Source organism: Pseudomonas sp. FG43 (assembly GCF_057809175.1).
This window is the reverse complement of the sequence record NZ_JBMDJL010000001.1, coordinates 474,628-487,318: the sequence shown is the minus strand read 5'-3', so window position 1 is coordinate 487,318 and position 12,691 is coordinate 474,628. Positions and strand designations below refer to the sequence as shown.

Below are 12,691 nucleotides of genomic sequence, written 5' to 3'. Positions count from 1 at the left end.
ACATAATCACATCGAGTCTGTGTTTGGCATTCCGTATTTCACCTTCGCTGCCTTTCTGCAGTCGTGCTCGCAATGATTACCAAGTGCATCGCAGCGGGTGCAATACGCCGCAAAGGCCATAGGCTTTCTGGGCTATTAGGGTTAATCGAGCATTTGCCAAAACGGATCGTTCTGCCAGTCGGGTGGGAAGCCCATGGCTGATAGATTGATGTCGGCGAATTCATTCAATTGCTCATGCAAGCGTCTATCCCAACTGGTGTGTGGGCTGACTTGGCGCATCAGCAGGTTGAGAATGCATAGCACTGTGAACATTCGTGCATGTTGCCCTGGTTGTTGTAAATACGTTGGCCAAGGGAAATTGACTGTTTTGGGAAGCTCTGGACGGATGCCCAATTCTCGGTTCCATAGACGAGCATGATGTGCGCATATATTGCGAATGGTCGTCAGGGTATGCAGCCATGACTGCAGAAGTGGTCCTGGCAAGGCCATGCGTCGGGCGATGGCTTTTTTGTCGGCATCGCGTGCGAGACCTTTGAACAAGTATGAGAGCTCACCAAGGGTTATCTCTTCCATGGCGGCCCAGGCGGGCATCAGGTCTGGAGCGTTGTAAGTCAGTGTGTAATGTCGCGCATAACTTTCCTTGGTGCGCAGGCTTTTGAGTAGCGTTTTGCGAGCATCAGATGCTTGGAAGGCATCGATGCGCTGACATTCGCGCGAATGGTCCTGATGCGCTTTTTCCTGTTTACTACGAATGCTGTCGAGCAGTGCCTGATGGCGATAGGTGCGCTGGAAAAAATGAACCTCCAGATACCAGTGAGCCCCATATTTAGGTCCCATGTGGTTGCTGATGGCGGCCCGTGCTGCAACTTCAATGCGTTCAATCGCATCGATTACCAACAGTCGCAGGCGTCGGTCAAAATCGTATAGACGAGTAAGTTCTTTCAACTGCGTACCGGGCCTGAAACCATGCTCGGCATCTTCGGACACTTGAAACGGGCGCATGTAAGGCGTGAGGCGAAAGAAACTGACGGCCTCAAAAAAACAATGCGCCTTGCCTTCGTCCTGGATAGTAAGCCCACGCTTTTTGAGCAAATCCAACTGGGCAGGAATATCAATGGCTGGCTTGCTAAAGGGCTTCATGCCGAAAAACAGTCGGGCATAAAAAACCCGCTCAATTTGTGCGTAACTGCCGAAGCAGCCCTAGGCATGGCGGGTATGTTGCGGGAGAGGTTAGGCACAGCTACGTTGTTTTGCAAGGTCTTTGTCACTGCATTGATGAACGGGTAGACCGTCTTTTATGTTGGTTTGGCGTCAGCAAGCATAGTGTGTTGCAACCGTACGGCGAATGCTCTGGTGTAAGAGCATATGTCTTCTGTATCCAGATCCGCTCGGTCTCTCAAGGATAGGCGGCCTTTGCTTTCAGGTTACGAAGCAGCACATACGGATCCGCCCCTATTCCCCTGCACATGCCCATGAATTCAATGACGTCGAGTCTGTGATCTGCATTCTCGAAGGATTGTGGGAGATCGATTCTGGTGACCAGTCCCTCCTAGGCTTCAAGTTGCGAGGTCATCAACCGAAGGAAAAACCACCGAACGCATGCTGCAGAACAAGCGTGCGCTTGGGTTTGATTCTGTCGTGGGCTGCGAAGGGGAGGAGGACGCGCTTAATCACTTGGCGCGACTTTTTATGGAATATGCGGAGATTTCGTTTCGGCGGGCGTTGGTTGCGCGGCGCAGACGGCTTGGGGTGGATGACTTTTAGCCGACAAATAAAAGCTGGTTTGTGGTTAATGCCGGTTAGTACATATGCGGTGTCTGTTCATCAGTCGTCGCCAGCAAGCTGCCTCCCACAAGTGGCATGTGTCCCTTAACCTTATGGTGATCACTACCTCCGAATCTGCAATATAGTGCACTTTAGCGGTTGTGGTGGGCTGCATTTCTGCAATAAATTGCACATAAACGGCCCGTGCCCTATGATCATCTGCACTATATTGCAGGTGCGCGTTATGCAGCTCACAATCCAGATCCACGATGAGGGCCAGTGGCGTAATGCTTTTCATCTCACCTTTCGAGAGCCAGCGGAAGGTTTCCTTGGGCCGTGTTCTTATGCATATGACCGTGACTATATCGTTCGCCACATCAACGACGTCCTGGCACAGGATGAGTCGGCGGTCAGCTACAACTTCCCGGTAGGTTTTGACGACAACACACTCAAGATCGCGCCAGCATTTCTTCACGATATCTCGCCGGCGGGTGCAGCAAAGAGTTCTCTGATGCGGCGGATAGGTGGGGAAAAGCCTGAGGGCTTGGCCACGGACCTCTTCCTGCTAGGTCGCTGTACGCCAGCACCAATCGGAAACATGCGAATCAAAGAGTCAGCAGACCTGATTGACCAGTCCGCTCGCCTTGGATTTCCTCGTGAAGAGGTGATTGCTCTGAGCACTGAGTTCATCGACTACGCATACGATCAAGGGGCAGCCATTGGAGGTGCCAGTGGGGCAGGTGGTGCTGCGCCAAAGATTCTGATGACTGAAGACAAAACGGGTCTGCTTTACCCGGATGCATCGCTTCCGGATTCAGAGGCGGCTGAGCACTGGTTTATCAAATTTCCAAGAGGGCAGGCACTGAGCGAAGACGTCGCCATCCTGCGCGCGGAGTACCTGTACTACAAAGCGATTCACCAACTCGGGTTGAATACGGTTTCGCAGGATGGGCTAGCACTTAACGAAGGCCGCAAGCCCAGTCTCTGGATGAAGCGCTTTGATCGTGAAATATCACCTGAAGGCGTTAAACGTTTTGCGGTGGAGTCCATTTATTCATTGGCCGGTGTTTCAGAACCTTGGTTGCAGATGAGTCATCTTCAGGTCATCGATATGCTCGTAAGCATCTGGAGGTGCGCGGGCCAGGAAGATGAGATCCATGATCTGATTTCTGAATATCTGCGCCGCGACTTGCTCAACCGGGTATTAGGGAACACCGACAATCACGGTCGGAACACTTCAATAATCCGTGAGAAGGGGCGATTCAAACTGGCGCCTATTTATGACCTGGCTCCGATGTCCGTAGATCGCGAAGGGATTATCAGAACGACACGATGGCCAAAAGAGATCGAGCTGGCCAACAATATCAATTGGGAGGCCGCCTGTATGAGCCTGGGGACCTATGTACATCCCGCTCGCTTGTATGAGCGCTTGAGGGAGGACGCCAAACTGTTTCTTCACCTTCCTGAAATCCTTCAGCCAGATCTTCCGGTCGTAATCTGGAACCACCCCAGTATCCCGCTGGCCAACCTCAAAGACCGGATGCAAGCCTGGGGTGTTCTATGAATTCAAATGCCGCTATGAGTGACCAGAACTTCAGCGCAATGACAAGGGAAGAGCTCATTCGCTCCATTGAGAGCATGCTGGGGCATGGCGAAATTTCAATGGGCAAGGCTGTGGAGATGCTCCGGACAATGGTGGCAAGGCTGGATCAGCGCACCTTTGCAAAAATGTGCAAAATCTCGATTCGTACCTTGGCGCACATTGAGCATGAAGAAGGTAATCAGACCATCAAGTCGATGAACGCTGTATTCAAGCCGTTTGGTCTTGAGCTTTGTCCGGTTAGGGTGAAGCGGGGTCAGTATTTGGGGGGAGTGGGGCGTTAAGAGTGCTGATCGTAGTCTCCAACCCCCGAAGCACCTCATATGGATCCACCCCAATCCCCTTGCACACTTCCAAAAACTCAATCACATCCAGCCTGCGCTCGGCATTCTCGGTTTTCGAAACGAAGGATTGCGGGCGGTCGAGTCGGGTTGCCAGTTCTTTTTGAGTCAGACCGGCTGCTTCGCGTGCCTCTAACAAAAGCATGAGCAAGGCTTGATAGCGGGTGTTGTGGATGGTTTTCACGTAGGCGTGCCGTTTGATGGTCCGGCCACCTGAATAAACCTGATTTGGGATTATCCCAAAATGGGTTTTTGGTTTAAGCTTCTGCTTCCAGGGATGTGCACACATAAGTGCAAGGGAGTCAGTATGAAAAACAAGAAACCACAACTGTTGTCTCGCAAGCCTCGCAGGACTAGGTCCTCAACCCTTTCGGCGCGTCAGGTCATGACCAGGCAGCAAGTCGTCAGCGCCATGTACGCCTACCTGATGAACAGTTGGGAAGAGTTGCCTGAGCAGAACAAGCGTGCGCTGGGTTTTGATTTTGTCGTGGGTGGTGAAGGGGAAGAGGAAGCGCTGAATCACTTGGCGCGGTTGTTCATGGAGTATGCGGAGATTTCGTTTCGCCGAGCTTTGTCCGCCCGACGCAGGCGCCTGGGAATCATTGACTGACTTTTCACAAGCAAATAAAAAGCCGGCTTGTGGCCGGCTTCTCGGGGACGGTCTTGGTTTATTTTTGGTAAACCGCAATCGCCTTCAACAGGTGCATCTGCAAGGGATGCTAAAAAGGTAACAAGCCGAACGTGTCGTTCGCCTTGTGTGGCGCTGGCCGCGCAGGGCAGCCTGTGCCGAATGGTGGCCACAGGATACTGATGTTTTCCGCGAATGCCCAGCCTTGAAACACTTTCTCACACCGTGGTTGTACCTGTTCAGCGCAGCAGCATGGCGTTTCGGCGGCTGTTGAGGGTGGACCACCAGAATATCCAGCCCAGGATGCGGATGTTTTCCCGCTCTATTTCTTCGGCGCTGAAGAGTTCGTCCGGGTATTCGCTGTTGTTGTGGCTGCGCAGGCGCAGGCCGCCGTTGGGCAGGCGGTAGAGGTATCTGACGCGCAGGATGCCGCCGTGTTCGAGGGCGTACATTTCGCCGTCGATGACTTGGGTAAGGTCGCGGTTGACGCCCAGCAGTGAGCCGTCCTGGATCTTGTCGGCCATGCTGTTGCCGATCATGGCGACGCACATGGTGTTCTTGGGGTCGATGTTCATGGTTTGCAGCACGTGCATGGGCAAACGTATTTTTTGTCCGGGCGCTTCGGCCAGTACGGTCTTGCCGATGCTGTTGGTGGATTCGATTTCCTTGTAGATCTGAATTTCCACATCGCCGCGCAGCAGGCTTCGTCCTTGGTGAAGCGTAATCGGGGTGTCGCCGCCATTGTTCTCGTTGGCGGAGTCTGTCGGGTGTTTGGGGCCTTCGCCGGTGCGCAGCCAGCGGGGGTTGACGGTCAGTAGTTCAGCCACCTCTTCCAGCCGCGCCATGGGTACGCCGCGTTTGAACCAGTTGTTCACGTGCTGGGGCGTGACTTTGCGGTTGGCTGCAAAGTCCGTCGCAGAAAGATGGCACTCCCGCAGGAGGATGCGTAGTCGATCACCTGATGTATTCATGAAGCCGAGTTTACGGCGCTCGCGAATCCGTTTAAATGAACGGGGTGTTCAAATACTGCTGTTCCCTTATTACTTACGGTTAGCGACCTACAGGTGCAACAGTTGTTATGTAGGCATGTTCCGCAATCCGTTTATTTGAAATAAACGCTGTGTTCTGCTTTAAACCGATTGTGCCGGGCTCACGTTTTGTTTATCGCGTTTTAAATGATGAATGTATTTTTATACGTTTGTTTATTGATGATGTTCTGGAGGATTTGCGAGGCGGGAGGAGCGAGGAGGGCGAAGCGTTTTGCAGAAGGTGTCCGGAACACCCGGTCAGGTGTTCCGGAACGGAGAACCGGGTGATCAGCCTTTGTAGGCTGCAACCGATTTCAGGATCTCGGCGCGGGCTGCGTCAGCATTGCCCCAACCATCGATCTTCACCCATTTGCCTTTTTCGAGATCCTTGTAGTTCTCGAAGAAGTGCTTGATCTGTTCCAGCAGCAGGGCTGGCAGGTCGGTGTACTCTTTCACGTCAACGTACAACTGGGACAGTTTGTCGTGTGGTACCGCGATAACCTTGGCATCGCCGCCGCCATCGTCGGTCATGTTCAGGATACCGACCGGGCGAGCGCGGATGACCGAACCTGGAGCAACCGGGTATGGAGTAACAACCAGCACGTCGAGGGGGTCGCCGTCGTCAGCCAGGGTGTTGGGGATGAAACCGTAGTTGGCCGGGTAGAACATCGGGGTGGCCATGAAGCGGTCAACGAACAGGCAATCGGATTCTTTGTCGATTTCGTATTTGATCGGCGCGTGGTTGGCCGGGATTTCGATAGCGACGTAGATGTCGTTCGGCAGGTCTTTACCAGCCGGAATCTTGCTGTAGCTCATTGGGTTTTGCCCCCGTAGTTGACCAGACAGATATTGGCATTAACGCCAAAAAGTGGGCCGGATTATAGGCATATTCTGTTGATGTTGACACGCACCGCGTTGGATCAGTGCTGGCTTTGACTGGCCGTGTCGCCCTTTTGCAGGGCTTGCAGCCGGGCCAGGGTGTCCTGGCGGTAAAAAGCCTTCAGTTGCTCATAGACCTCGGGATAGGTGCCATACAGCAGGTCGGGCGCGCTGAAAAAGTACTCGCTGGTCACCGCGAAGAATTCGGCAGGGTCTTCGGCGGCGTAAGGGTCGATGACCGTTTCGATGTCTGGATCGTTGTCCAGTTGCCGGTTGAGATCGTCGTAGGCGTTTTGCATGACTCTGGCCCACTCGCTGATGCGCATGTCTGCGTGCAGCGGCGGCAGGCCGTTGGCATCGCCATTGAGCATGTCGAGTTTGTGCGCCAGTTCGTGGATGACCAGGTTATAGGCATCCCAGTCGCCACTGGACAGCACGCCCGGCCAGGCCAGAATCACCGGGCCCTGTTGCCAGGCTTCTCCGCTGTGCTCGCCATCCCATTCATGTTCGATACCGCTGGCATCGCGGTGCCGTTGCGGGCTGATGAAGTCGCCGGGGTACAGGACGATTTCGTGAAAACCCTGATACCAGTTCAGATCCCCGAGGTTGAGCAGCGGTAACTGTGCCTGGGCCGCGAGGAACAACCGTTGTTCGTCATCCAGTTTGACACCCGGCAACGCCGTCAGGTGTTTGGCTTGCAGAAACAGCACGCAGGCCTCGCGCAGCGCCTGTTCCTGTGCCTCGCTCAAACCGTCCAGGATCGGCAGCCGCTGGCGCACCCGTAGCCAAACTTCGGGTGCGACCGGGTTTTTAGCCAGCGTGCGCTGTCTGCGCCAATTGCTGAACGACCACATGGCTCAGCGGGCGTCTGCCGAGCGGCCCATGCGGCTGCGTATCAGGCCGATGACCATGGGCAGCAGGGACATCAGAATGATCACCAGCACCAGCAATGTCAGGTTCTTTTTGATAAAGGGCACATTGCCGAAATAGACCCCAAGCGTTACCAGGCTGCCTACCCACAGGATCGAGCCCAGCACGCTGAAACTCAGGAAGCGCAGGTAGTTCATCCGGCCGACGCCCGCGACGAAAGGCGCGAACGTACGAATGATCGGCAGGAAGCGCGCCAGTGTGACTGTCTTGCCGCCATGGCGTGCATAGAATTCCTGGGTGCGGATCAGATAGTCGCGGCGGAAGATTTTCGAGTCTGGATTGCTGAACAGCTTCTCTCCGGCGGTTCGCCCGATGATGTAGTTGGTGCTGTCGCCCAATATGGCTGCCAGCATCAACAGCCCTCCCAACAGAACCGGGTCCATGCCGCCACCGGCAGCCACTGCGCCTGCGATGAACAGCAGCGAGTCGCCTGGCAGGAAGGGCATGATGACCAGCCCCGTCTCACAGAAAATCACCAGGAACAGGATGGCGTAGATCCAGGTGCCGTAGTTGGCTACCAGCAGGTCGAGATACACATCGAGGTGCAGGATGAGGTCGAGGGGGTTGAAATCCATTGGAATACCTGAGGCCAGACCCTTGGAACAGGGCACGTGCGGAAGAAACTACTGTGCAGTACGCGCGGCATTATAGAGGGATAAACATGGCAACAGGTTTTTCGCGACTGAAGTCGCTCCTACGGATTAATGCTAATCACTCAAGCCACAAACAAGACTTGTGGGAGGCAGCTTGCTGGCGACAAAGGCCTGAAAACCGGCAGATATTCTGCGTCTGTACGCTGAAGTCGCCAGCAAGCTGCCTCCCACAAAGTGATTTATGACCTTAGTTGATCGGTAATACGTAGTTCTTGAACTGGGTATCTTCCTTGAAACCAATGGACTCATAGACCTTGTGTGCCACTTCGTTGTCGCTGCTGGTGGACACGCGCATGCGTACGGCCTGGGTTTCCTTGGCCATCTGTTTGGCATGCTTCATCAGATGGTCCGCGACCAGCTGGCGACGGGAGTCTTCGGCCACATAGATGTCGTTGAGAATCCACACACGCTTGAGCGACAGCGACGAGAAGCTTGGGTAGAGCTGGCAGAAGCCCAGCACTTTGTTGTCGTCATCCTTGGCCAGTGCCAGGTAGATCACGGATTCATCGCGGCGCAAACGCTTTTCCAGAAAATCGCGGGATGAGTCCGGGAACGGCAACTCGCCATAAAACTCGCGATATTTGATGAACAGCGGGCAGAGCAGGTCCAGGTGTTCAAGAGTTGCTTTTATGATCCGCATGATTGGGCCTCAACTTCACTATGGGCGAATGCAGTGTGCTCGGGCGACGGTTCGATGCTGCCGACTGGCTTTAGAAAGCGCAATCTAAAGCGGCTCAACCGGGCCTGCGAGCAGGAAGTTACCCTTGTTATCGGCTGCGTTATCCGATTCCACAGTCTTCAATTCGGCTTCATCCTTGAGGTTCACCCCCGAAACCTGTCGCCGGCAGGCTTCACGCATCAGATAAAGCAAGCGATGAGCCGCCATTGCGTAACTCAGGCCTTCCAGTCTCACATTGGAGATGCAGTTGCGATGGGCGTCGTTCAGGCCAACCTTGGGCGCATAGGTGAAATATAGACCCAGACTGTCCGGGGAGCTGAGGCCCGGGCGTTCGCCGATCAGGATCACCACCATCTTTGCGCCAAGCAGTTCACCGATTTCGTCGGCGATGGCGACACGGCCTTGCTCCACCATAACCACTGGAGACAGCGTCCAGCCTTCGGCGGAGGCCTGTTCTTCCATGCGCGCCAGAAACGGTACGGTATGGCGATGAACGGCCAGCGACGACAGACCATCGGCAACCACCACGGCCAGATCGACCCCACCGGGATGAGCAGCAGCGTAATCCTTTAATTGCAGAGCCGAGTCTTCGTTCAGGCGTCGTCCCAGGTCCGGGCGTTGCAAGTAACTGTGGCGGTCTGCGGCGGCGCTGTGTACCAGCAGCGTTTCACGGCCTTTTTCCGCCAGTTGTGCGCTTAGCCCTGCATGATCAAAGGGCAAATGCACGGCATCCCGTGCCTGGGCGTGGGCGAACTGAAAGTCCAGTTGTGCGTTGGTCGGCAGGCTGGTGCCGGTGCGGCCCAGTGCAATGCGCGCCGGGGTCAGGCGGCGCAATTCCAGCCATGGGTTGGGAAGTGTGTCGTCGGTCATGGAGAGGTCACTCATGCCAGGTGCGCCAGAGCCTGGCGAAAGGCCGGTGGCAGGCTGTCGCCAAAGCGCACATGGCCATCGGCCTGGGTGAAGATGCCCATTTTTTCCAGCCAGGCCTCGTATTCGGGGGCCGGGCGCAAGCCCAGGCTCTGCCGCGCATAGAGCGCGTCATGGAAAGAAGTGGTCTGGTAATTGAGCATGATGTCGTCCGAGCCGGGGATGCCCATGATGAAGTTGATCCCCGCCACGCCCAGCAGGGTCAGCAAGGTGTCCATGTCGTCCTGATCGGCTTCGGCGTGGTTGGTGTAGCAGATATCGCAGCCCATGGGCACGCCCAGCAGCTTGCCGCAAAAGTGGTCTTCGAGCCCGGCGCGGATGATCTGTTTGCCGTTGTACAGGTATTCCGGGCCAATGAAGCCGACCACTGTGTTGACCAGAAACGGGTTGAAATGCCGGGCCACTGCGTAGGCGCGGGTTTCGCAGGTCTGTTGGTCCACGCCATGGTGAGCGTTGGCCGACAGCGCGCTGCCTTGTCCTGTCTCGAAATACATCAGGTTCTGCCCGAGTGTTCCGCGATTGAGGCTCAGGCCCGCTTCGTAGCCTTCCTGCAAAAGTTTCAGGTTGATCCCGAAGCTGGCGTTGGCGGCCTCGGTGCCGGTGATGGATTGAAAAACCAGATCGACCGGTACGCCGCGGTTGATCACTTCAATGGAGGTGGTGACATGGGTCAGCACGCAGGACTGGGTCGGGATTTCATAACGCTGGATGATCGCATCCAGCATTTCCAGCAGCGCGACGATGGACGAGGTGCTGTCGGTGGCCGGATTGATGCCGATCATGGCATCGCCGTTGCCGTACAGCAGGCCGTCCAGCACGCTGGCCGCAATGCCCGATGGCTCGTCGGTCGGGTGGTTGGGCTGCAGCCGCGTCGATAGGCGTCCGCGCAGGCCGACGGTGTTGCGAAAGCGTGTCACGACGCGAATCTTTTGCGCGACCAGCACCAGATCCTGTACACGCATGATTTTCGAGACCGCTGCGGCCATCTCCGGCGTCAGGCCGGGAGCCAGAGCGCGCAGGCTGGTTTCGTCGGCCTTGTCGCTGAGCAGCCAGTCACGAAATCCACCCACGGTCAGGTGGCTGACCGGTGCAAAGGCCACCGTGTCATGGGTGTCGATGATCAGGCGGGTAACTTCGTCTTTTTCGTAAGGGATCAGCGCTTCTTCAAGGAAGTGCTTGAGAGGAATATTGGCCAGCGCCATTTGTGCGGCGACTCGCTCTCCATCGTTTTGCGCTGCAACCCCGGCCAGAAAATCGCCGGAGCGGGCAGGACTGGCTTTTGCCATGACGTCCTTGAGGCTGTCGAAACGGTACGTCAGCGCACCGATAGCCTGGGAAAAGCTTGCCATACAGATTCTCCATGACGTCCCGCCGTTGGCGTCGGACGTAGTCTTTCGGTCAAACCGGTGACGTTCCGGTTCAAGCGACTGTGGGAAGCGATGTAAGCAATTAATACTCCATAGTGAATGGAAGTGCGAATTTGCGGGGTGTGGCTGGAGGATTTTGCGGGTGTTGCTTCAAGGTGGAGCGCCGGGATTCGGGAGAATGCCCGGCGTTGGTGCGCTGTTCGCGGATGAATCCCACACGGTCTGCGCAGGAGCGAATTCATTCGCGAACAACCAATCAGAAGAAGCCCAGCGGATTGGTGTCGTAGCTCACCAGCAGGTTCTTGGTCTGCTGATAATGCTCCAGCGCCACTTTATGGGTCTCGCGGCCTACGCCTGACTTCTTGTAACCACCGAACGCCGCATGCGCCGGATACAGGTGGTAGCAGTTGGTCCAGACGCGACCGGCCTTGATGGCGCGGCCTACGCGGTAAGCGCGGTTGATGTCGCGGGTCCATACGCCGGCACCCAGGCCGAACTCGGTGTCGTTGGCAATGGCCAGGGCTTCGGCTTCGTCCTTGAAGGTCGTGACGCTGACCACCGGGCCGAAGATTTCTTCCTGGAAGACGCGCATCTTGTTGTTGCCTTTAAGCAGTGTCGGCTGGATGTAGTAACCGGTCGCCAGGTCGCCCTCCAGTTTTTCCACCTTGCCGCCGGTCAGCAGCTCCGCGCCTTCGGATTGAGCAATCTCCAGGTACGAGAGAATCTTGTCGAATTGCTGCTGCGAAGCCTGCGCGCCGACCATGGTGTCGGTATCCAGCGGGTCGCCGCGTTTGATCTTCAGGACTTTCTTCAACACCGCTTCCATGAACTGCGGGTAGATGGATTCCTGAACCAGCGCACGGGAAGGGCAGGTGCAGACTTCGCCCTGATTGAAGAACGCCAACACTACGCCTTCTGCGGCCTTCTCGATGAACTCAGGCTCGGCGCTCATGATGTCTTCAAAGAAGATGTTCGGTGACTTGCCGCCCAGCTCCACGGTGGACGGAATGATGTTGTCAGCCGCCAGTTTCATGATGTGCGAGCCCACGGGTGTGGAACCGGTAAAGGCGATCTTGGCGATGCGCTTGCTGCTGGCCAGCGCTTCACCGGCTTCGCGGCCATAACCCTGGACGATGTTCAGTACGCCGGGTGGCAGCAGGTCGCCGATCAGTTCGACCAGAACGCTGATGCCCAGTGGCGTCTGTTCGGCGGGCTTGAGTACGACGCAGTTGCCGGCGGCCAGGGCTGGCGCGAGTTTCCAGGCAGCCATCAGGATCGGGAAGTTCCACGGAATGATCTGGCCGACTACGCCCAGCGGCTCGTGGATGTGATACGCAACGGTATTGCCGTCGATTTCTGCTGCGCTGCCTTCTTGCGCGCGCAGGACGCCCGCGAAGTAGCGGAAGTGGTCGACGGCCAGCGGGATGTCGGCGTTCAGGGTTTCACGAACTGCCTTGCCGTTGTCCCAGGTTTCGGTGATGGCCAGCTTTTCGAGGTTGGCTTCGATGCGATCTGCGATTTTCAGCAGGGTCAGCGAACGTTCCTGTACGGAGGTCGTGCCCCAGCCCGGCGCGGCAGCGTGGGCGGCGTCCAGCGCCTTGTCGATATCCTCGGCGGTGGAGCGGGGGAATTCAGCAATGGGTTTGCCGGTGATGGGCGAGGTGTTGGTGAAGTATTGGCCTTTGACCGGTGCGACAAATTCGCCGCCGATGTAGTTACCGTAGCGCTCCTTGAAGTTGATGAGCGCGCCTTCGGTACCTGGATGTGCGTAACGCATGGTGAAGTCTCCTGATTCTTGTTGTGGGGAGTTCAGCGTGGTCAAACCTGTGGCAGAGAGTAGCCAAGAGTAGGCCATTTAGCTCCGGTTCGGGAATGAACTTTAGCCGTAGGCTTTC

13 protein-coding genes are annotated in these 12,691 nt (G+C 56.1%); 3 read left to right on the top strand and 10 right to left on the bottom strand.

The annotated features are described in order from the left end of the window. Window positions 1-141: 141 nt before the first annotated feature. Window positions 142-1,140 (bottom strand): Abi family protein, encoded by a 999-nt coding sequence (locus ACODS3_RS02300; RefSeq protein ID WP_489033060.1) that lies wholly within the window; start codon window positions 1,138-1,140, stop codon window positions 142-144. A gap of 868 nt (window positions 1,141-2,008) precedes the next feature. Between ACODS3_RS02300 and ACODS3_RS02295 the strand changes: the two genes are divergently transcribed. Both ACODS3_RS02295 and ACODS3_RS02290 read left to right on the top strand, forming a co-directional pair. Then, window positions 2,009-3,328, top strand: coding sequence for a HipA domain-containing protein (locus ACODS3_RS02295; protein WP_236249418.1), 1,320 nt, complete (start codon window positions 2,009-2,011; stop codon window positions 3,326-3,328). Further along, window positions 3,325-3,648 (top strand): helix-turn-helix domain-containing protein, encoded by a 324-nt coding sequence (locus tag ACODS3_RS02290; protein WP_236249419.1) that lies wholly within the window; start codon window positions 3,325-3,327, stop codon window positions 3,646-3,648. The genes ACODS3_RS02295 and ACODS3_RS02290 overlap by 4 nt, the downstream gene beginning before the upstream one ends. Here the strand turns inward: ACODS3_RS02290 and ACODS3_RS02285 are convergent. After that, entirely contained in the window at window positions 3,605-3,889 is a 285-nt protein-coding gene (locus ACODS3_RS02285) for a helix-turn-helix domain-containing protein (RefSeq protein ID WP_200986288.1), read from the bottom strand. The genes ACODS3_RS02290 and ACODS3_RS02285 overlap by 44 nt on opposite strands. 123 nt (window positions 3,890-4,012) lie before the next feature. On the opposite strand from ACODS3_RS02285, the gene ACODS3_RS02280 reads away from it, so the two are divergent. Beyond that, window positions 4,013-4,315, top strand: coding sequence for a hypothetical protein (locus tag ACODS3_RS02280; protein WP_489033057.1), 303 nt, complete (start codon window positions 4,013-4,015; stop codon window positions 4,313-4,315). Window positions 4,316-4,572: 257 nt separating this feature from the next. Here ACODS3_RS02280 and ACODS3_RS02275 read toward each other — a convergent pair whose 3' ends face one another. The 8 genes from ACODS3_RS02275 to exaC all read right to left on the bottom strand — a co-directional run bounded on the left by ACODS3_RS02275 (window position 4,573) and on the right by exaC (window position 12,573). After that, window positions 4,573-5,304 (bottom strand): LexA family transcriptional regulator, encoded by a 732-nt coding sequence (locus tag ACODS3_RS02275; protein WP_200994476.1) that lies wholly within the window; start codon window positions 5,302-5,304, stop codon window positions 4,573-4,575. 345 nt (window positions 5,305-5,649) lie between these two features. Further along, window positions 5,650-6,177, bottom strand: coding sequence for an inorganic diphosphatase (gene ppa / locus ACODS3_RS02270; protein ID WP_201018648.1), 528 nt, complete (start codon window positions 6,175-6,177; stop codon window positions 5,650-5,652). 104 nt (window positions 6,178-6,281) lie between these two features. Then, window positions 6,282-7,094 (bottom strand): M90 family metallopeptidase, encoded by an 813-nt coding sequence (locus ACODS3_RS02265; RefSeq protein WP_201018649.1) that lies wholly within the window; start codon window positions 7,092-7,094, stop codon window positions 6,282-6,284. Between the two features lie 3 nt (window positions 7,095-7,097). Beyond that, window positions 7,098-7,745 carry a DedA family protein gene (locus ACODS3_RS02260; RefSeq protein WP_201018650.1) on the bottom strand — a complete coding sequence of 216 codons (648 nt, stop codon included), beginning with the start codon at window positions 7,743-7,745 and terminating at the stop codon, window positions 7,098-7,100. A gap of 265 nt (window positions 7,746-8,010) precedes the next feature. Further along, entirely contained in the window at window positions 8,011-8,463 is a 453-nt protein-coding gene (locus ACODS3_RS02255; protein ID WP_201007065.1) for a GNAT family N-acetyltransferase, read from the bottom strand. Window positions 8,464-8,547: 84 nt separating this feature from the next. After that, window positions 8,548-9,387, bottom strand: a complete 840-nt coding sequence (eutC, locus tag ACODS3_RS02250) for an ethanolamine ammonia-lyase subunit EutC (RefSeq protein ID WP_201018651.1) — start codon at window positions 9,385-9,387, stop codon at window positions 8,548-8,550. Continuing rightward, on the bottom strand, window positions 9,384-10,778 hold the full coding sequence (locus ACODS3_RS02245; RefSeq protein WP_304575578.1) for an ethanolamine ammonia-lyase subunit EutB: 1,395 nt from the start codon (window positions 10,776-10,778) through the stop codon (window positions 9,384-9,386). Before ACODS3_RS02245 ends, eutC begins: the two co-directional genes overlap by 4 nt. 274 nt (window positions 10,779-11,052) lie before the next feature. Further along, on the bottom strand, window positions 11,053-12,573 hold the full coding sequence (gene exaC / locus ACODS3_RS02240; protein ID WP_201007069.1) for an acetaldehyde dehydrogenase ExaC: 1,521 nt from the start codon (window positions 12,571-12,573) through the stop codon (window positions 11,053-11,055). Window positions 12,574-12,691 lie beyond the last annotated feature (118 nt).